Here is an 18,350-nt window from a genome sequence, read left to right as displayed (position 1 = left end):
GGAGGGGCATGAACATCCTGCTCATCGGCTCCGGCGGGCGCGAGCACGCGCTCGCCTGGGCGATCTCGAAATCCCCGCTCTGCGACCGCCTGTTCACGGCGCCCGGCAATCCCGGCACCGCCGCGCACGGCACCAACCTGCCCGACCTCAAGGTCACCGACCATGCGGCGGTCGTGGAGTTCTGCCGCAGCGAGACGATCGGCCTCGTCGTGGTCGGGCCGGAAGTGCCCCTCGTCGCCGGGCTCGTCGACGATCTCCAGGCCGCCGGCATCCGCGCCTTCGGGCCGACCCGCGCCGCCGCGCAGCTCGAGGGATCCAAGGGCTTCACCAAGGAGCTCTGCGCCGAATACGGCATCCCGACCGCCGGCTTTGCCCGCTTCACCGAGGTCGAGCCGGCGCTGGCCTATCTGCGCGAGCATGGCGCACCGATCGTCGTGAAGGCGGATGGCCTGGCGGCCGGCAAGGGCGTCGTCGTCGCCGAGAGCCTGCGCGAGGCGGAGGCTGCCGTGCGCAACGTCCTCGACGCGCCGGGTGCCGCCCTCGTCATCGAAGAATGCATGTTCGGCGAGGAGGCGAGCTTCTTCGCGCTGTGCGACGGCACCCGCGCCGTTCCGATCGGGACCGCCCAGGACCACAAGCGCGCCTTCGACGGCGACCGTGGGCCGAATACCGGCGGCATGGGCGCCTATTCGCCCGCGACGATCGTCACGCCGGCGCTCGAGGCGGAGGTGATGGAGCGCATCATCGCCCCGACGCTGCGCGGCATGGCCGAGCGCGGCACGCCCTTCACCGGCATCCTCTATGCCGGGCTGATGCTGACGGCGGATGGCCCGCGGCTCATCGAGTACAATACCCGCTTCGGCGATCCGGAGGCGCAGGTGCTGATGCCGCGCCTCACCGGCGACCTCGTGCCCGCGCTGATCGCAGCCTGTGACGGCGATCTCTCCGCCGTTTCGATCGGGTTCGACGACGGTCTCGCTGCGCTCACCGTGGTGATGGCGGCTGCCGGCTATCCCGGGACCGTCGTGCGCGGCTCGCAGATCCGCGGCGTTGCCGAGGCCGGGGCGGACGACGTCATCGTCTTCCATGCTGGCACCCGCCGTGAGGGCGACCGGCTCGTCGCCGATGGCGGGCGCGTGCTCGCCGTCACCGCCACCGGCAGCAGCGTGCTCGAGGCCCAGGCCCGCGCCTATGCCGCCATCGCCCGGATCGATTGGCCCGAGGGGTTCTGCCGCAGCGATATCGGCCGTCGCGCGGTGACCCGCGAGGTCGAAGGCCACGGCATCTGAGGCGACGGTGAGCGCGGACCCGCTCGACCTCGCCTTCGACGCCGCCCGCGAGGCCGCTGCGCTCGGCGAGGTGCCGGTCGGCGCGGCCGTGGTCCGCGATGGCGTCGTGCTGGCGGTCGCCGGCAACCGGCCGCGCGCGCTGCATGATCCCACGGCCCATGCCGAGATCCTGGCGATCCGCGCGGCCTGCGCCGCCCTCGGCGACGAACGGCTGACGGGCTGCGACCTCTACGTGACCCTCGAACCCTGCCCGATGTGCGCGGGCGCGATCTCCTTCGCCCGCATCCGCCGGCTCTATTACGGCGCCTCCGACCCGAAGGGCGGTGGCGTCGAACGCGGGCCGCGCGTCTTCAATCAGCCGACCTGCCACCACGCTCCGGATGTCTATGGGGGGCTTCGCGAGGCGGAGGCGGCGGCGCTGCTCAAGGATTTTTTCCAGGCTCGACGGGATTGAGCCGTCAGCGGAGCAGAAACTCCCGCAGCGCCGCCAGCACCTCCGCCGGCTTCTCCTCGACGACGAAGTGCCCGCAATCGAGCGACAGGCCGGTGGCCTTCGGCGCGAAGGTCTGCTGCCAGACGGTGAGCGCGGGCTCCGGCTTGTTCTTGTCGAGATAATGCTGGCTCGCGAAGACGAGCACCGGCATGGCCAGCGTCTTGTTGGCCGCGAGGTCGGCTTTGTCGGCCGCCCGGTCCGGACCGTCGGGGCCGCCTGCGCGGTAATCCTCGCACATGGCGTGGATGCGCTCGGGCACGTTCCAGCTCTGCCGGTAGAGCTCCAGCGCGGCCGGAGCGAAGACCGAGAGGTCATGCGCCGCATTCCACTGCGTCAGCAGGCCTTCGAAATAGCCGTCCGGATCCTGGCCGATCGTGCGCTCCGGCTCCGGCGCGGGCTTGGCGAGGAAAGACCAGTGCGGGTTGCTGCCGGGCTTCGCCTCGATCCGCTGCCACTGGATGGCGGTCGGCACGATGTCGAGCAGGGCGAGCCGCTCGACGCGTTGGGGATGGTCGAGGGCGAGGCGGTAGGCGACGCGGGCGCCGCGGTCATGGCCTGCGATGGCGAAATGGACGTGGCCAATCTGCTCCATCAGCGCGATGATGTCCTTGCCGATGGTGCGCTTGGCGTAAGTCGAGTGGTCCGGCTCGCCCCTCGGCGCGTCCGTCCAGCCATATCCCCGCAGATCGAGGCAGATCACCCGGCGATGCTCGGCGAGCTTTCCGGCGATCGGGTTCCACATGGCGTGCGTCTGCGGGAAGCCGTGCAGCAGAAGCAGCGGTGGCGCATCCACGGGGCCGCCTGCCCGGGCGAACCAGCGGCCGGACGGCGTGTCGATCCACAACGCTTCGAAATTGGGAAACAGATTTGTCGCGACATCTTCGGTCATGTTGTGATCGCCTCCGGCATTCCTGCAAAATGTCGTTCCGACTTTGACCTGTCGAGCTTCGTTCGAGTGACCGCCTTTGCTTCGGAGATGATCGTCTGTTGGCTCGGATGAAGGCGGATCGATGATTTGAAGTGCAATCTGCTCACTACTTGTGCAAGATTTTTTCTTAACTGTTCTATCGCAGATTGCGTTGTCATTCGCGGATGTTCCATGCCTTTGCACGCTCTCGACGAAGTCGCGCAGATCTCATCCGACTGGCTCTGGGAGACCGACCAGGACGGACGCTTCACGCATATTTCGGCCGAGGCCGAGCGCTTCCTGGGTCTGCCTGCTTCCGCCATGATCGGCCGGACCCGTGACGCCTTCGCCGTCGACGACGAGGGCTTGGACGATCAAGTCTACAGCTTGCGAGCGGTTTCGGATGCGATGACCGCGAGGCGGCCGTTTCGCAATCGAGTCTATGCGTTTCGGCACCCCGACGGGACGCCGCGCTGGTATGAGATCAGCGGTCGCCCGCTCTTTGCGCCCGACGGCAGCTTCCTCGGTTATCGCGGCGTGGGGAGCGATGTCAGCGATCAACACCGCACCCGCCGCGCGCTCGCCGCCGCGCACACCCAGATCCAGAGCGCGAACGCGCAACTCATCGAGCAGAACCGACGCTTCGACGCGGCTTTGGAGAACATGACGCAGGGCCTGTGCATGTTCGATGCGCAGGCCCGCCTCGTGGTCTGGAACCGCCGCTACCTCGAGATCTTCGGCCTCGACGACGGTGCCATCAGCATCGGCATGACCCAGCGCGAGATCATCGAGCTTCTCGTCTCGCTGAAGCGCTACAAGTCCGGCGCCACCGTGGATTCGGTCAGCGAGGGCACCCGCACCTCGCTCACCGGCGAGAATGCCAGGTCCGTCCTGCGCGAGCTGGCCGACGGCCGCGTCGTCTCTGCGACGCATCGCACGATGGCCGGTGGCGGCTGGGTCGCGACGTTCGAGGACGTGACGGAGCGGCGCCGCAACGAGGCCCGCATCATCCACATGGCGCGCCACGACGCCCTCACCGACCTGCCGAACCGCTCCTCCGTGCGCGAGATCGGCATCGAGATGATGGGCCAGACCGGCGACGGCCGGACGCTCGCAGTGCTCTGCCTCGATCTCGACCGGTTCAAACCCGTCAACGACAGCTACGGCCACGCCCTGGGCGACTGCCTTCTTCGCGCCGTCGCCGATCGTCTGCGCAGCCATGTCCGCAGCCGCGACGTGGTCGCCCGGCTCGGCGGCGACGAGTTCGCGGTGCTGCACCGTGTCGACGATCGGGCCGGCGCGGTCGGCCTGGCCGAGCGTCTGATCGCGGTGGTCAGCGAGCCCTACGAGCTGAACGGACTCACCATCGAGATCGGCATGAGCATCGGCATCGCCTTCGCCGATGGCGAGGGCCACGACATCGAGCGGCTGCTCAAGAATGCCGACATGGCGCTGTACGAGGCCAAGGCCGCTGGCCGCGGCGCTCATTGTCTGTTCGAGCCGCAGATGGACGAGACCGCCCGCGAGCGCACCCTGCTGGAGCGGGAACTGCGCGAGGCGCTCACCTTCGGCCGCTTCGAGGTGCATTATCAGCCGCTCGTCGATCTCGACCGCAATCGGATCAAGGGCGTCGAGGCTCTGGTACGCTGGCGCCATCCCGAGCGCGGCCTGATCAGCCCCGCCGTCTTCATCCCGCTCGCTGAGGAGACGGGACTCATCGTGCCGCTTGGCGATTGGGTGCTCAACCAGGCCTGCCGCGACGCCGCCACCCTGCCCGACGACATCAGCGTCGCCGTCAACGTCTCGGCGATCCAGCTCCGCAATCGCACCTTCGCGCAGACGGTCCTGATGGCTCTGGCCGTGAGCGGCCTCAAGGCCACGCGGCTCGAGCTCGAGATCACCGAGAGCGTGCTGCTCGACGACACGGAAGCCAATCTCGAGACGCTTCACACCCTGCGCCGCCTCGGTGTGCGCATCTCGATGGACGATTTCGGCACCGGCTATTCGTCGATCAGCTATCTGCGCCGCTTTCCCTTCGACAAGATCAAGATCGACCGTTCCTTCGTGCGCGACTCCGTCGGCCGCTCGGATGCCGGTGCGATCATCCGCGCCATCGTCGGCCTCGGCACGAGCCTCGGCATCACGACCCTGGTCGAGGGCGTCGAGACGGAAGATCAGCTCGCGACCGTCCGTGCCGAGGGTGCCCAGGAGATCCAGGGCTATCTGTTCAGCCCGCCGCGCCCGCTGAGCGAGATCAACGAGATGCTGTTCATGGCGAGGGCGAAATCGGCGGCGTGACCTGACGATGCGTTTGTGCTGGTTCCCGGCCGCCTTCCGAGCCGGCTATCGCAGCAAATATGTTAAAGCACGGAACATTGCGGCGCCGGGCGCCGTTGCTCTCACGAAGACGGCTTGGCTGTCGATGAATGAGAGAGTTTGCAATGAGCAGCACAACTGACAAGATCAAAGGTCTCGGAAACGAGGCTGCAGGTAATATCAAGCAGAAGATCGGCGAGGCTACTGACAACAAGAAGCTTCAGGCCGAAGGCAAGGCGCAGGAGCTGAAGGGTGATGCCCAGAAGGCTGCCGGTCACGCCAAGGATGCCGTCAAAAGCGGTGCAGACGCGGTTAAGCGCAGCGTCTAAGGGAAAATCGACGATGCTGCGGAACGTTTTACGCAGCTTGGCAATTTAATCCCCGGAAGCTTGCAGGAGACGACAATGCTCGGTTGGGCAGTCACATTTCTCGTCATCGCACTGATCGCGGCGGTTCTCGGTTTCGGCGGTGTCGCCGGTACTGCGATGGAAGCGGCCAAGATCATCTGCTTCGTGGCGATCGCGCTGTTCCTGATCTCCGCCGTCATGGGAGCCGTGCGGGGACGCGCCCCGCGGCTCTGACGGAGCGACATTGCGAGACGACGGAAAAGGCGGCTTCGGCCGCCTTTTTCGCGTTCGGGTCGCCCTGGTGACGCGCCCCATGCAGCAGGCTCATCGCCGTGGTGTCGCCGACCGGGCCGTTGGCGTCTCGTAACGCGGCGCGCGCTCTGTTATGGCAGCCGCCATGAGCGACACTTCAGACGACGAGACCCGTGGGGCCGAAGCTCCGCGCGGCGAGGATGCCATTCCCGAAACCTTCGAGGGCGAGCGGATCGCCAAGGCGATCGCCCGCGCCGGCCTCGCGTCGCGCCGCGACGCCGAGGCGATGATCGAGGCCGGCCGGGTCAACCTGAACGGCAAGGTCCTGACCTCGCCCGCGATCAACGTGACCGACAAGGATCGGATCACCGTCGACGGCGAGCCGCTGCCGGCCCGCGAGCGCACGCGGCTCTGGGTCCTGCACAAGCCGCGGGGCGTCGTCACCACCGCACGTGACCCGGAAGGGCGCCAGACGGTGTTCGACGGGCTGCCGGAGGATCTGCCGCGCGTCGTCGCCGTCGGCCGGCTCGACATCAACACCGAAGGGCTGCTGCTCCTCACCAACGATGGCGGCCTCGCCAAGGTCATCGCCCATCCCGATACCGGCTGGCTGCGCAAGTACCGCGTGCGCGCCTTCGGCGAGATCACCCAGCCGGAGCTCGACAAGCTCCGCAAGGGCGTCACCATCGACGGCATGGAATACGGGCCCGTGGAGGCGAGCCTCGACCGGGCGCAGAGCGACAACGTCTGGCTGACGCTGGGCCTGCGCGAGGGCAAGAACCGCGAGGTCAAGCGCATCCTCGAGCATCTCGGCCTTTCGGTGAACCGGCTGATCCGGCTCTCCTTCGGCCCCTTCCAGCTCGGCGACCTCGAGGTCGGACTGGTCGAGGAGATTCGCACCAAGGTCCTGAAGGAGCAGCTCGGCAAGACGCTCGCCGAGCAGGCCGGCGTCGATTTCGAGAGCCCGACCCGGGAGCCGATCGCGCCCTTCGGTAAGCCGAAGAAGCCCGCTGCGGACTCCCAGCGCGATCCGTCCGCCAAGCCCCGCAAGCCGGCCTCCGCCTCCTCGCGGCCTGCCCCGCGCGGCGGTGACGGCCGCCCGAGCCGCAGTCCCTCCCGCCCGGCCGCACCGGCCCGCGTCCCCACCGGCGGCATGAGCGCCGGCCCACGCCAGTCGATCTGGCGCGCCGACGACGGCGCCGAGCGTCCCCACGGCACCAAGATCCCGCGCCGGGGCAGCGATCCGCGGATCTCCCGCGAGGCGGCGGCCGAGCGCGGCCGCGAGCGCGTCGGCGCCATCAAGTCGGGCGACCGCCGCGTCCTGGTCGAGCGCCTGCAGCCGAGCCCGGAGCAACCCGCCCCCGAGCCGCATCGCCGCGTCCGCTTCCGCACGGCGGAAGAGCGCCCCCAGGGCTCCGACGACCGCCGCGGCCCCCGTTCCGACGCGCGCCCGCCCCGTCGGGATGGCGACTCGGCGCCGCGCGGCGACCGCTTCGAGGATCGCGGCGAGCGCCGCGGTCCGCCGCGGGATCGGCCGCAGTCCGGCGAGCGTCCGGGCGGATTCCGCGACGGTTTGCGGCCACGCTCCACGGGTCGCAGCCGACAAGACGATGCCGCAGGTCGTGGCGATGACCCGCGTGCCTATCGTGAACATGATCAGCGTGCACACAGGTCTGGGCCGCGGGACGGCACGGGTCGACCCGGTGCCGGCCGAGCCGAGCGCCCCCCCGGCGGTGGTGCCCGCGCAGACAAGCCCGCAGGCGGCCGCGGCTTCAAGGCCGGAGGCGGTGATCGCCCGGGCGGCGGTGGCTTCAAGGCTGGTGGCCGTCCCGGTGGCGGCTTCAAGGGCGGCAAGCCCGGCGGTCGGCCGGGCGGGTTCGGTGGTAAGCCCGGCGGCTCTCGTGGCGGTGGCGGCGGTCGGCCGCCGCGCGCTGGAAAATGAGCCGGTGCCGCCCCGCCGAGGGGCACCGTGAGCACGCCCGAGGCGCCCGGTGAGGATCGTAGGCGGAACCCTCAGCGGGCGGACCCTGCGCGGACCGCGCAGTGATGCCATCCGGCCGACCTCGGACCGGCTGCGCGAGGCGTTGTTCAACGTCCTTCTTCACGCCTACGGCGATCCGGTTGAAGATGCTCGCGTTTTGGATCTCTTCGCTGGAACGGGTGCCTTCAGCTTCGAGGCCTTGTCGCGTGGCGCGGCCTACGCGCTTCTCGTCGACGAGGGCGCGGAGGCGCGCGGCCTGATCCGCGAGAATATCGAAGCGCTCGGTCTCGAGGGCGTCACCCGGCTCTATCGCCGGGACGCCACCAAACTCGGTCTCGCCCAGGCGATCGGCCGCTTCTCGCTGATCTTCTGCGACCCTCCCTACGGCCGCGGCCTCGCCCCGAAGGCGCTGGCTGCCGCCGTGGAAGGCGGCTGGCTGGAGCCGGAAGCCCTGGTGCTGGTCGAGGAATCTGCCTCGGTCCAGCTCGGGCCACTTCCCGGCCTCTCGCAGTTGGAGCGGCGAGACTACGGCGAGACGGCCGTGACCTTCCTGCGTTTCGAGGGTGCCTGAGTTCGCCTCGTCGCCTCGCTCGACTACTGGCACTCACTCAACCGTGATGGCGCGGTGAACGCGGTTAGCTCGTCGAAATACGACGGCATGGGCTACTCGCCGACCTTCAGCGACAACCTCGGCGAGGTAGGGCTGGCTGGTCCGGCGTAGCAAGGCTGCTCGCCGTCATTGCAAGGCGAAGTCAAAACAATCCGGGGCCAATTCTCCAACGCTGGCGGGTGTTTGCTCTGGAGTGCTTCGCTATGCTCGCAATGAGGGGGGATGGGTCGGCTTAGGACGTCCAGTGCCGTCGTGCCCCTGACTGAGCCGTCGACCGCGTCCTGCCTAGTCAGTACATATGGCGCACCGGGGGCTTGCGGCGAGCCCCCAGACCTGTCGCATGAAGGCTCCCCACAGATGACGGGGGAGTCGCCGAATGCGGGTGTTGTTGTCGACCTATGGGTCCCGCGGGGATGTCGAGCCGATCGCGGGGCTTGCGGCCGCGCTGCGGAAACTCGGCGCCGAGGTTCGCGTCTGCGCGCCACCGGATGACGAATTCAGGGACGTGCTGGCGCGGGCCGGCGGGGCGCCGATGCCAGGTTTTGCGCCGCTGCGTGAATGGGTCACGAAGTTGAAGAAGCAGCCGGCGACCGATCCGGCCCGGCGCGCCGAGGAGATCATCGAGACCGCCAAGGAGATCGTGGTCACGCAGTTCGACGTCATGGCCGCGGCGGCCGAGGGCTGCGACGCGATCCTGGCGACAGGGCTGTTCCCGTCCGTCGCCGCCGCGCAGGCCGTGGCCGCGCAGCGCGGTCTCCGCTTCGCCTGCGTCACCTGTTGCCCGCGGTTCCTGCCGTCCGAGCACCACCCACCTCACGAGTATCCGACCCATCCCCATCCGCCCGGTGCGAGCGACAACCGAGTGCTGTGGCAGCACGACATCCAGACCCGGACTGCTCTGTTCGGAGAGGGCATCAATGCGCTCCGCAGGCGGATCGGCCTTGAGCCGCTCGAGAATGTTCGTGACCCGGTCATCACCCGTCGCCCGTGGCTGGCGGCGGACCCGATCCTCGGCCCGTGGCAGCCGACGGATCTTTGCGACGTCGTGCAGACCGGCGCTTGGATCCTACCGGATGAGCGGCCCCTCCCCGCTGAACTCGTTGCGTTCCTGGAGGCCGGGGCGGCCCCGGTCTATGTCGGTTTCGGCAGCATGCCCATGCAGGCATTGAAGGCGGCCTCTCGCTTGGCCGTCGAGGCGTGCCGTGCGCAGGGCCGGCGCGTGGTTCTCGCCCGTGGTTGGGCCGAGCTGGACCTGATCGACGATCGGGACGACGGTTTCGTGGTCGGCGAGGTCAATCAGCAGGCGCTTTTCCGTCGGGTCGCGGCCGTCGTGCACCATGGCGGTGCAGGGACGACGACGACGGCCGCTCGGGCCGGCGCTCCTCAGGTGATCGTGCCCCAGGTGGCGGACCAGCCGTATTGGGGCAGCCGGGTCGCACAGCTTGGCATCGGCGAGAGCGACGGAGCGTCCATACCGAGCTTCGATGGTCTTTCGGTCGCGCTCGCAAAGGTCCTGTCACCCGAAACGCAGGCCCGGGCGGCTGCCGTGGCCGGCACGATCCGCGTCGACGGGGCAATTGCCGCTGCGAGGCTGTTTCTGGCTCCCGTCTGATGGCCGGCGCCTCGGCCGTCGGCAGAGCTGCTCCGGCATCCTGCCTTCGGGTTGTTAAGGTTACTTGCAGATCGATCTGCCTAGGGGCCGAAGAATCCCGATTTGGCGCTCCCTGCTCCGCCGTGTCGAGCTATCCTCGGAACCATGGCGCACTATCGATCAATCCAGAGTCTGCGGTTTCTGGCGGCCATTGCTGTCGTGATCTTTCACCTCAGCGATGGCCATTTCACGATCGGCGCAGCCGGGGTCGACGTGTTCTTCGTCATCTCCGGTTTCATCATGGGGACGGTCGGGGTCTCCGAGAGCCCGAAAACCTTCATCGTGAAGCGGCTGGCGCGGATCGTGCCGCTGTATTGGGCGGCGACGCTCGCCATGTGTGTGCTCGCGCTGGGCGGCCTGTTCTCGCACTTCACCTTCGATGGCGTGCGGCTTCTGAAATCGCTGCTGTTCATCCCGTTCTTCAGCGGAGAGACCACGATCTGGCCGTTGCTGGTCCAGGGATGGACTCTGAACTACGAGATGCTGTTCTATTTCGTCTTCGCTTTCGGCCTCGTGCTGCGCGCGCCGATCGCGTTCACCGCCGTGGCTCTGTTCGTCCTGGTGGCCTGCGGCTTGGCCTTCCGCCCTCATGCCGCGCCGCTGCAGATCTGGACCGATCCGATCCTGCTCGAATTTCTCGCGGGATTCGCCTTCGCGACGTTCGCCAGGCCGGCCGGTCTCGGCAAGGGCTCTGCCATGATGGCGCTCGGACTGGCCGGCTTCGCCCTCGTCGGATGGTTCTCGGCATTCGACTCGTCCTTCCGCCTGCTCACTTGGGGGCTGCCAGCTGCGCTGGTGGTCTGCGGGGCCCTGGCCATCGAGCGGGCTGGAGCCTGGCCGGTCATGAAGCCGGTCGAGGCCGGAGGCGATGCCTCCTACTCGCTCTACCTGCTGCATGGGTTCGCGGTCACCCTCGGCCATCGGGTCATCGGGACATCGCTCGTGGCCAACCTCGTCATCACATTCCTGGCGATTCTGGCCTCGTGGCTCTGCTACCGGCTGTTCGAGCGGCCGGTCGCGCGCTTCCTCGTCACCTTGGTCGGCTCGAAGCGCCGGAATTCTGCGGCCCATGCCATCGCGCGCAAGGAGCGGCAGGAGACTCCGGTCGAGGCGCTTCCGGCCAGCCTCGTCTGACCCGGCGGTACCCAACCGGCGAGAATGGACGTCGAGAGCCGGGTACTGGATCGTCGAATGGGTTTGATGCGTCAGACCGCTTGAGCCGCGCGCAGCTTCGCGCCGCGATAGGCGTCCGGAACCGAAAGCGCCCACACGAAGAGCCCCGCGGCATGCCGGCCGATCATGCTGGCATCCGGCGCGGCGAAGTGAGTGGTCAGCCAGGCGCCGAGGACCGTGAATAGCGCGAAGCCCAAGCCGCGGTTGGCTCGCCCCGTCAGGACATGTCCCATGCCGGGCAGGAAGATCGCCGTTGCGAGGACGAGGAGCGGATCAGGGGTCGACCGAAAGACGCGCATCGCATGGTTCCTGGTGCTGGAGAGCCGCCGATAGATCGACTGCGGCATCGAGCGTTTCGAGGAGGCTCCGCGGAGCGATCTGCTCGTAGGCGAAGCGGTTTCCTCGCATGAGCAGGTAGGCGCCACGGTCGCCCTCGCAGGCCTGGATCGAGATCCGCAAGCCTCGGGGTGTGACGAGAATTTCCTTGAGCCGAGGATCGGCGAATAGCGTGCCGGCCTGGATGGCCAGCTGGTCCAACAAAGAGCGTGACAGTTCGCTGCCGCGTATCAGGGTGTCTTGCGGCCATGTCGCCGGCACCTCGTGGCGGGCCGGCAGATCAGAAGCGGGGGAGTAGAACTCCACGTTGGTCGACCGGCGGACGATGCTGAGGGTCTCAGTTCCTCCGAGAGGTACCCTGACTTCGATCCGGCACCAGAGCTGCGGCAGCCGACGAAAGGCAAGCGAGTCGGCCAGCAGAGAAAGGTGGATCGGGCAGGCCCGGTAACGTCCCGTCAGGGTGGCGAAACCGGCGCGGTCGATCCCGCGATCAGGTGGCGTATCAAAGAACGGGAGGAAGGAGTCGAGCATAGTCCGGCGTTCGCTCGCGACGCGCGCAGAATGACGACGGCAGAGCAAAGCTGCCGTCGCCAGGATCACGCATGCCGCGAGGTAGAACACGTCACTCCTAGTACCCTTGAGGCTTCGGCCAGGGCATCGTGAACTGGTCGCCGCGCCGAACATACTTGTACCGGTGGAGCACGAACCAGACCGAGGCGAAGATATAGAAGGCCATCATCGCCATGAGCTGCGTGCCGTAGCCGAGGAATACGGCCACGTAGGTCGTCGTGCACAGCGTCAGCAGGATCAGCGCCGGCAGCGGATGCAGCGGGTGGACGTAGCCCCGCGGGATCGAGCCGAGTGGCCATTTGCGACGGAACAGGATGATCGACAGAGCCATCAGAGTATAGCCGAGCAGACCTGACAGGATCGACAGGGTGATGGTCTGGTCGAGCGGCGTCGAGATCGCGAAGACGATGGCGATCGGCGCGAAAAAGACAATCGCGCGGTAGGGCGTCCGATAGGTCGGATGCACTGCGCCGAACCAGACCGGCATGTACCGGTCGCGGCCCATGGCGAACCAGGCGCGCGAGGCGTCGTTGATGCAGCCATTGGCCGAGGCGATGGTGGCGAACAGCGTTCCGAGGAAGAGGGCCGTCTCGAGCCAGCGGTTTCCGGTCAGGCGGGCCGCATCGTAGAGCGGCGTGACGGCTTGGCCGAGATACTCCCAGGGCATCAAGCCGGTGCAGACGTACCAGGTGATGGTCGCCGCGATGAGTAGTGTCATCATCCCGGCCATCGTGCCGAGCGGGAGGGCGCGGGCCGGCGAGCGCACTTCCTCTGCGGCCTGCGTCGTTCCCTCGATACCAAGATAGAACCACAGGCCGAAATGCATCGCCGCGAGAATGCCGAGCGAGCCGTAAGGCAAGCCGCCGAGCAGATCGCCGTGCTTCAGGACCACTCCGGGCGACCATGGCTGCGCAGCCACGAACAGCACCACGATGGCAGCAAAGGCCGCTGCGGTGATGACGAGGTTGAGCGTCAGGGTCGCGAGCACGCCGCGATAGTTCAGGAAGGCCAGCGCCACCACGGTCAGCACCATGAACGCGCGCTTGTCGATGGCGCCTTCGAGGCCTGCATTCGTGGCGAAAGCCTCGATCAGATCGCCGGTGACGATGGCGTTCGAGACTTCGAGCATCGTGTAGGCCATCACGAGGTAGAGGCCGACATTGAAGGCGGCGAGCGGCCCGATGATGTGCTTGGCCTGCGCGTATTGTCCGCCGGCGGCGGCGACGGTCGAGGTGATCTCGGAATCGATCATCGCGACGCAGGTATAGAGGATGCCGGCGAGCCAGCAGGCCGTGAGGGCCGCGACCGGTCCGCCCTTCCCCACGGCGAAGTTCCATCCCATGAACTCGCCGACGAGGACGATGCCGACCCCGAGTGCCCAAACGTGGCCAGGGCCGAGGACGCGCAGAAGCGCGATCTTCTTCGAACCCGTCGTATCGCGGACGGATGGGTGAAGCGTCGTTGGCTCGGACAGCTCGACGACCGGAGCTTTCATCTCGTTCATTCCGTCCTCGCAGCCGATTCGCCAACGTCGCTGTCCACGATGTCGCCTTCGGCGGACGACAGCAGGTATTCTTCGTCGAAGCTTCGATCTGTCTTCACGAGATCGAACAACATCCAGACCGCGAGAGCGCAGGCGATCGCCCAGGCGCCCCAATTCATGAATAAGACCACGGAAGAACTCCTCGTAAGAGACTGAGGAAGACGCCAGCCGGCGAAGCGGGCAGCGGTGGCGCTATCGCGCTGAGTCCGAGCGAGAGAACTTCTCGGCGATGACCTCTTTGTATTCCTTGTTCGAGTAGACGAACATGAACACAAAATATCCGACGATAATTGCGAAGGTTATGATCAGGGCGGTGATGTTGAAGTCGTAGTCGAACCTGGTGCCGATAATCGGGGCGGCCTTCTCGGGGGTGAACCCCAGCTTGGTCCATTGCTCGACCATCGTGGCGTTCTGGCCGAGGTCCTGCCAAGTTGGATTCGTGTAGTCCTTCGTCGACGTGCCGCTGCCGGCCAGCTTGAGCCAAAGCGGAAGGTAAAGTGTGATGAAGACGAGAACCAACATCAGAATGGCGTCGAAGATCTGGCCGCCGATGGGTTGCTGGGGCGGTTCGTAGGGCTTCTTCATCAGACAGCTCCCTTTGCGCGCCGTGCTTCCCGTGCGCGATCGAGATAGTAGACGTCGGTGCCGTAGATCGAATCCCTGTCTTCGCTGTAGTGTTTGATCATCGCTACGATGGCAGCGGAATTCAGGAAGACGACGACGAGGCCTAGACCCGCCATGATCGGCAGGATGCCGTTCTGCGAGAACGAGTCTCGCATCATCCAGAAAGTAAAGCCGTAGACGAGCCAGACGACGAAGACTGCGAAGCCGGCGGCTGTTCGGTCGCGATTGAACATCGCGTCGATGCGGGGATCCCGATGCATCGTGGCGTCCTTCCTTCCCTGTCAGCTATTCCTTGAAGGAATGCTGTGTTCTTTGGAGGAAATATTCTGCCTTCAGCGCGGGTGTGTCAACACGCAAACGCTCGTGCCGTGCGTCTTCGTGCAAAATTTTGCGGGAGTTCGTCGGGGTCCAACTGCGTTCAGGACGCTGATCCGTCAGGACCGCCCATGGCGGATCTCGAATATTGGTCTGATGTCAGGATTTGCCTAGTCAAACAAAAATCCCCCGTGGCTGGCCACGGGGGATTTGCAGAGGTGTTCGATGCGCTAGGGCTTGGGCGAGCTGCGTTCGCGCCGGGGCCGTGATTGCTCGGAGCGTCGTCCGGCTCAGAACGTAAAGCCGGCCTCGACCATAAAGCGGTCCTGGCTCTTTCGGTCGCCGGTGCGGCCGAAGCCTGTACCCAGCAGACCGTTCGCCAGGTCGCTGCGCTGGATGTCGTAGAGATCGACGTGCGAGTACTCGCCGCGGACGAAGAAGCGGTCAAAGTTGAAGGTCGGCGTGACCGTGTAGGAGACCGCCGAGCTGCCTGCGCCGTAGAGCAGGTTATTGACGCCAAATGGGCTGATCCGGCTGCCGTTCTGGCCGATGTATTCGACGCGGCCGGCGAGCGAGAACCAATCGGTGAAGCTGTACGCCGCGAGCACCGCGCCACCGTAGGTCTCGGCGCCAGGATTGCCGATGCTCAGATCACGCTCGACGCTGGTGTACTGGGCGTAGGGCGTGATCGTCCAAGGACCGTTCGCGTAGGTGTAGTTCACGCTGACGATGCTGCTGTTCTGCAGCGTGTTCGGGGTCGCGTACTGGAATTTCGAGCCCCGCATGAGGCTGTTGAACTTGTTGAAGTGGGTGCCGCCGTTGATGCCGATCGTGTTGTTGTCGTCGATCTTGTAGGTGACTAGACCCGTGACCCAGTTCAGCTCACCGGAGAAGAAGCCGTCGGTCACCGCAACCGAAGCGTTCCACGGACCGCTCGAATAGTTGACCTGCACGCCCTGGTTCAGGAAGATTTCCTGGTTGAACAGCAGGCCACCCGAGATGTTCATGCGCTGGTAGGTAAACAATCCCTCGGAACCGATATTGCCGAACATCCGACCGGCTTGGACCGACCACTCGTCGTTGATCTGGTACTTGCCGTAAGCGATCGGCACCGGCCCGAAGAACAACGAGTTCTGGTCGAATGAAGAGTAGAGCGGGAAGCCGAGCAGCGGGAAGGAATACAGACCGGCCTGAACGTAGAATTGGAACGGACCATCGGGCTTCTGGATGGTGGCCATCAGGTTGGTGAAATCTACCCGATTCTGCTCGTCACGACCTGTGTTGAAGGGAAGCGGGAACGTTGCCGAGCCCGGGTTGAAGGGAGGCGAAAAGTTGTAGGCCACACCCGTGACCGCGCCGCCGACATAGATGTCGCCGATGGGTGATGCGAAGCAGCTCGGGTTGGGGTTCGCCTTGATGGTCGGGCCGTAAGCCGGCGTCGAGATCGTCGCCTTGCAATGCTCGGGTGCGGCCGGGACGGGCGCCGGCGCGGCGGACGACATGTCGGCAGCATAGGCTGACCCCGTGGCCAGAAGGGCGAGCACGGCCGTCGTGGCGCGCAGCGTCGTCTTGAATGCCATGTCGAACCGAGCCCCCTGCTTCTTTTTGCGGCCACTCGGCGCGGCCCATCCCAACGTCATGTCGCGGCTGAGTCGTCACGAACCGCCGCAACCTCGGCAGTATCCTAATGAGAAATATTCAAGCTCAAACGGAAAATTTCGCCGCCGTCGGCTCAAACAGGACTTTCGAGTAACGATGTATCAATCGTGCAACGATCGCAGTTGCGGTCGGCGGGGACAATTTAACCAAGTCTTAAGACCGCAATCGAAAACGCCGCAACAATGGCTTTGCTGCGGCGCTTCTCGTCTGGTGATGAGTGTCTGGGCGCAGGAGCCTGGTTGGTTGCTCGAGGCGTGAACACCGCTTTCGCGGCTAGCCGCGCGGCTGCAGGCGCGACGGAAGGCTAGATCTTACCGTCGAGACCCATCTGGTAGTATTTGTGGACGATCTTGTCCTGGTTCTCGAGGAGCCAGTCGATCGAGGGCTCGTTGGTCATGGCCTTGCGGATCGCCTCGCACATGCCCTTGCGCTGGATCTCGAACATCGACTTGTGATCGACGGTCTCGGCCTCGATGACGCCGGGGCTCAGCCAGACCGAGCAGATGATGCCGAGATCGTTGGCCTTGTGCTTCGGGATATACCCGGCGCGCACCGCGTCGAGCACGCCGTTGGCGATGGCGTACTGCACCGTGCCCATCAGGATCGACGTGTACTTGCTCTCGGTGACGCTGACCTTGGAGACACAGAGCGTCACCGGGCGGACCATGATGTCAGTGTTCAGGAGCGCGAAGACGCGGGAATGGCCGACGACCTGGTCGCCGGTCAGGGTGGCGAGGGCGGTGCCGACCGGGCCGTCGAGCTCGCCGATGATCACCTCGGGCTCGGCTGCCGTGTTCGGGGCGCCGCCTGCGACGAGGGCCTCGCCGGCGCGCAGCACGATGCGGTTGCTCATGGACGATCCTCCCCTCACCTGGTCTTTCCGCCGGGCGGCCGTGCCGCCCGACGAGGTTCGGCTTCTCAGCAATCGAGGGTGTTGTCCCGCTCCCACTCGGTGAGGTGGCCGCAATAGCCGTTCCACTCGTCCTGCTTGAGCTTGAGGTAGCTCGGCACGAAGGAACCGAAGGCCTCGTTGAGGACGCTGCTGTTCTCGAGGGCGCGCATCGCATCGAGCATGTTCAGCGGCAGCCGCTTCACGCCCTCGAGGCTGTGGCCGTCGGTGTACATGTTGATGTCGAGGCGCTTGCCGGGATCACGCTCCTGTCGCATCCCGTCGAGCCCGGCGGCCAAGATGCCGGCCTGCAGCAGGTAGGGGTTCACTGCGCCGTCCGGGAGACGGAACTCGAAGCGGCCGCCGCCCGGCACACGGACCATGTGCGTCCGGTTATTGCCCGTATAGGTGACCGTGTTCGGCGCCCAGGTCGCACCGGAGGTCGTGCGCGGGGCGTTGATGCGCTTGTAGGAATTCACCGTCGGGTTGGTGATGGCCGCGAGCGCGTCGGCCGAATGGATGAGGCCGCCGATGAAGTGGTAGCCGATCCGCGAAAGGCCGATCTCGTCCGACTTGTCCTTGAAGACGTTCTCGCCGTCCCGCCAAAGCGAAACGTGCGCATGGCAGCCCGAGCCGGTCAGGTCCAGGAATGGCTTGGGCATGAAGGTCGCGCGGAAGCCGTGCTTCTCGGCGATCGAGCGGGTCATGTACTTGAAGAAGGCGTGACGATCGGCGGTGACGAGCGCGTCGTCGTAGTCCCAGTTCATCTCGAACTGGCCGTTCGCATCCTCATGGTCGTTCTGGTACGGGTTCCAGCCGAGCGCGATCATGGCATCGCAGATCTCGGCGATGACGTCGTAGCGGCGCATCAGGGCTGACTGGTCGTAGCAGGGCTTCATCTGCTTGTCGGCCATGTCGGCCGGTTCGCTCCCGCATGGCGTGATCAGGAAGAACTCCGGCTCGACGCCGGTCTTCATCTGGTAGCCGTCCCGTGCGGCCTCCTTCATCAGGCGCTTCAGAATGTTGCGCGGGCCCTGCTCGACCGGCTTGCCGTCCATGTAGAGGTCGGCGGGCAGCCAGCCCACCTCGGGCTTCCAGGGCAGCTGGATCAGGCCATCGGGATCGGGCACCGCGAGCAGGTCGGAATCGGCCGGGCTCATGTCGAGCCAGGTGGCGAAGCCCGCGAAGCCCGCTCCATCCTCGCAACAGGTCTTGATTTTGGAAGCCGGCACGAGCTTGGCGCGCTGGGTGCCGAACAGATCGGTGTAGGAAACGAGGAAGTATTTGATCCCGCGCTCTTTGGCGGTGATTTCGAGATCGGTAGCCATCGCTATACCCTCCCAAGGGCTGCTGAATTCTTGTGGTCGGCAAAACAAAAAGGGTCGCCCCTTGGCA

The 18,350-nt window shown here is 66.0% G+C and carries 19 protein-coding genes; 9 read left to right on the top strand and 10 right to left on the bottom strand.

Going from position 1 to position 18,350, the window contains the following annotated elements; translation table 11 throughout:
- The first annotated feature begins 8 nt into the window (after positions 1-8).
- Positions 9-1,289 (top strand): phosphoribosylamine--glycine ligase, encoded by a 1,281-nt coding sequence (gene purD, locus HCU64_RS18025; RefSeq protein WP_233385556.1) that lies wholly within the window; start codon positions 9-11, stop codon positions 1,287-1,289.
- 7 nt (positions 1,290-1,296) lie between these two features.
- On the top strand, positions 1,297-1,743 hold the full coding sequence (locus HCU64_RS18020; RefSeq protein WP_233385555.1) for a nucleoside deaminase: 447 nt from the start codon (positions 1,297-1,299) through the stop codon (positions 1,741-1,743).
- A 4-nt stretch (positions 1,744-1,747) separates the two neighbouring features.
- Here HCU64_RS18020 and HCU64_RS18015 read toward each other — a convergent pair whose 3' ends face one another.
- Positions 1,748-2,671, bottom strand: coding sequence for an alpha/beta fold hydrolase (locus tag HCU64_RS18015; protein WP_233385554.1), 924 nt, complete (start codon positions 2,669-2,671; stop codon positions 1,748-1,750).
- Positions 2,672-2,881: 210 nt separating this feature from the next.
- On the opposite strand from HCU64_RS18015, the gene HCU64_RS18010 reads away from it, so the two are divergent.
- The 7 genes from HCU64_RS18010 (at position 2,882) to HCU64_RS17980 (ending at position 10,980) form a co-directional block, all read left to right on the top strand.
- Positions 2,882-4,987 carry a sensor domain-containing protein gene (locus HCU64_RS18010; RefSeq protein ID WP_233385553.1) on the top strand — a complete coding sequence of 702 codons (2,106 nt, stop codon included), beginning with the start codon at positions 2,882-2,884 and terminating at the stop codon, positions 4,985-4,987.
- A gap of 143 nt (positions 4,988-5,130) precedes the next feature.
- The gene (locus HCU64_RS18005; RefSeq protein WP_233385552.1) at positions 5,131-5,334 is read left to right on the top strand and encodes a CsbD family protein; all 204 of its coding nucleotides are present in this window, start codon (positions 5,131-5,133) and stop codon (positions 5,332-5,334) included.
- 75 nt (positions 5,335-5,409) lie between these two features.
- Entirely contained in the window at positions 5,410-5,586 is a 177-nt protein-coding gene (locus tag HCU64_RS18000; protein WP_233385551.1) for a DUF1328 domain-containing protein, read from the top strand.
- A 163-nt stretch (positions 5,587-5,749) separates the two neighbouring features.
- The gene (locus tag HCU64_RS17995) at positions 5,750-7,546 is read left to right on the top strand and encodes a pseudouridine synthase (RefSeq protein ID WP_233385550.1); all 1,797 of its coding nucleotides are present in this window, start codon (positions 5,750-5,752) and stop codon (positions 7,544-7,546) included.
- A gap of 49 nt (positions 7,547-7,595) precedes the next feature.
- Positions 7,596-8,156, top strand: a complete 561-nt coding sequence (rsmD, locus tag HCU64_RS17990; RefSeq protein WP_233385548.1) for a 16S rRNA (guanine(966)-N(2))-methyltransferase RsmD — start codon at positions 7,596-7,598, stop codon at positions 8,154-8,156.
- Between the two features lie 415 nt (positions 8,157-8,571).
- Positions 8,572-9,807 carry a glycosyltransferase gene (locus HCU64_RS17985; RefSeq protein ID WP_233385547.1) on the top strand — a complete coding sequence of 412 codons (1,236 nt, stop codon included), beginning with the start codon at positions 8,572-8,574 and terminating at the stop codon, positions 9,805-9,807.
- 144 nt (positions 9,808-9,951) lie between these two features.
- Positions 9,952-10,980: an acyltransferase family protein gene (locus HCU64_RS17980; protein WP_267922481.1), complete on the top strand. Its 1,029-nt coding sequence runs from the start codon at positions 9,952-9,954 to the stop codon at positions 10,978-10,980.
- 71 nt (positions 10,981-11,051) lie between these two features.
- Here the strand turns inward: HCU64_RS17980 and HCU64_RS17975 are convergent, their stop codons facing one another.
- The 9 genes from HCU64_RS17975 to glnT form a co-directional block, all read right to left on the bottom strand.
- Positions 11,052-11,318, bottom strand: coding sequence for a hypothetical protein (locus tag HCU64_RS17975; protein WP_233385545.1), 267 nt, complete (start codon positions 11,316-11,318; stop codon positions 11,052-11,054).
- Complete coding sequence (locus tag HCU64_RS17970) at positions 11,293-11,976, bottom strand: hypothetical protein (protein WP_233385544.1); 684 nt, start codon at positions 11,974-11,976, stop codon at positions 11,293-11,295. The genes HCU64_RS17975 and HCU64_RS17970 overlap by 26 nt, the downstream gene beginning before the upstream one ends.
- Positions 11,977-11,983: 7 nt before the next feature.
- A complete protein-coding gene (locus tag HCU64_RS17965) occupies positions 11,984-13,429 on the bottom strand; it encodes an APC family permease (protein WP_233385543.1) in 1,446 nt (481 codons plus the stop codon).
- Positions 13,426-13,599, bottom strand: a complete 174-nt coding sequence (locus HCU64_RS17960) for a hypothetical protein (protein WP_233385542.1) — start codon at positions 13,597-13,599, stop codon at positions 13,426-13,428. Before HCU64_RS17960 ends, HCU64_RS17965 begins: the two co-directional genes overlap by 4 nt.
- 61 nt (positions 13,600-13,660) lie before the next feature.
- Positions 13,661-14,053: a hypothetical protein gene (locus HCU64_RS17955; protein ID WP_233385541.1), complete on the bottom strand. Its 393-nt coding sequence runs from the start codon at positions 14,051-14,053 to the stop codon at positions 13,661-13,663.
- Positions 14,053-14,352 (bottom strand): hypothetical protein, encoded by a 300-nt coding sequence (locus tag HCU64_RS17950; protein WP_233385540.1) that lies wholly within the window; start codon positions 14,350-14,352, stop codon positions 14,053-14,055. Before HCU64_RS17950 ends, HCU64_RS17955 begins: the two co-directional genes overlap by 1 nt.
- Positions 14,353-14,697: 345 nt before the next feature.
- Entirely contained in the window at positions 14,698-15,987 is a 1,290-nt protein-coding gene (locus tag HCU64_RS17945) for an outer membrane beta-barrel protein (RefSeq protein ID WP_233385539.1), read from the bottom strand.
- A 383-nt stretch (positions 15,988-16,370) separates the two neighbouring features.
- The gene (locus HCU64_RS17940; RefSeq protein WP_233385538.1) at positions 16,371-16,919 is read right to left on the bottom strand and encodes a formaldehyde-activating enzyme; all 549 of its coding nucleotides are present in this window, start codon (positions 16,917-16,919) and stop codon (positions 16,371-16,373) included.
- Between the two features lie 65 nt (positions 16,920-16,984).
- On the bottom strand, positions 16,985-18,283 hold the full coding sequence (glnT, locus tag HCU64_RS17935; protein WP_233385537.1) for a type III glutamate--ammonia ligase: 1,299 nt from the start codon (positions 18,281-18,283) through the stop codon (positions 16,985-16,987).
- Positions 18,284-18,350 lie beyond the last annotated feature (67 nt).

This window comes from Methylobacterium sp. C25, assembly GCF_021352225.1.
GTDB lineage: Bacteria > Pseudomonadota > Alphaproteobacteria > Rhizobiales > Beijerinckiaceae > Methylobacterium.
Note: the sequence above shows the minus strand (reverse complement) of the source record. Positions and strands in the feature narration are given on the sequence as shown.

Coding starts and splice junctions, on each gene's coding strand:
- HCU64_RS18010 (WP_233385553.1), top strand. CDS start 2,882: ATGCCTTTGCACGCTCTCGACGAAGTCGCGCAGATCTCATCCGACTGG.
- HCU64_RS18000 (WP_233385551.1), top strand. CDS start 5,410: ATGCTCGGTTGGGCAGTCACATTTCTCGTCATCGCACTGATCGCGGCG.
- HCU64_RS17975 (WP_233385545.1), bottom strand. CDS start 11,318: ATGCGCGTCTTTCGGTCGACCCCTGATCCGCTCCTCGTCCTCGCAACG.
- glnT (WP_233385537.1), bottom strand. CDS start 18,283: ATGGCTACCGATCTCGAAATCACCGCCAAAGAGCGCGGGATCAAATAC.
- HCU64_RS17950 (WP_233385540.1), bottom strand. CDS start 14,352: ATGCATCGGGATCCCCGCATCGACGCGATGTTCAATCGCGACCGAACA.
- HCU64_RS17940 (WP_233385538.1), bottom strand. CDS start 16,919: ATGAGCAACCGCATCGTGCTGCGCGCCGGCGAGGCCCTCGTCGCAGGC.
- HCU64_RS17965 (WP_233385543.1), bottom strand. CDS start 13,429: ATGAACGAGATGAAAGCTCCGGTCGTCGAGCTGTCCGAGCCAACGACG.
- HCU64_RS18015 (WP_233385554.1), bottom strand. CDS start 2,671: ATGACCGAAGATGTCGCGACAAATCTGTTTCCCAATTTCGAAGCGTTG.
- HCU64_RS17955 (WP_233385541.1), bottom strand. CDS start 14,053: ATGAAGAAGCCCTACGAACCGCCCCAGCAACCCATCGGCGGCCAGATC.
- purD (WP_233385556.1), top strand. CDS start 9: ATGAACATCCTGCTCATCGGCTCCGGCGGGCGCGAGCACGCGCTCGCC.
- HCU64_RS18005 (WP_233385552.1), top strand. CDS start 5,131: ATGAGCAGCACAACTGACAAGATCAAAGGTCTCGGAAACGAGGCTGCA.
- HCU64_RS17980 (WP_267922481.1), top strand. CDS start 9,952: ATGGCGCACTATCGATCAATCCAGAGTCTGCGGTTTCTGGCGGCCATT.
- HCU64_RS17995 (WP_233385550.1), top strand. CDS start 5,750: ATGAGCGACACTTCAGACGACGAGACCCGTGGGGCCGAAGCTCCGCGC.
- HCU64_RS17945 (WP_233385539.1), bottom strand. CDS start 15,987: ATGGCATTCAAGACGACGCTGCGCGCCACGACGGCCGTGCTCGCCCTT.
- HCU64_RS17985 (WP_233385547.1), top strand. CDS start 8,572: ATGCGGGTGTTGTTGTCGACCTATGGGTCCCGCGGGGATGTCGAGCCG.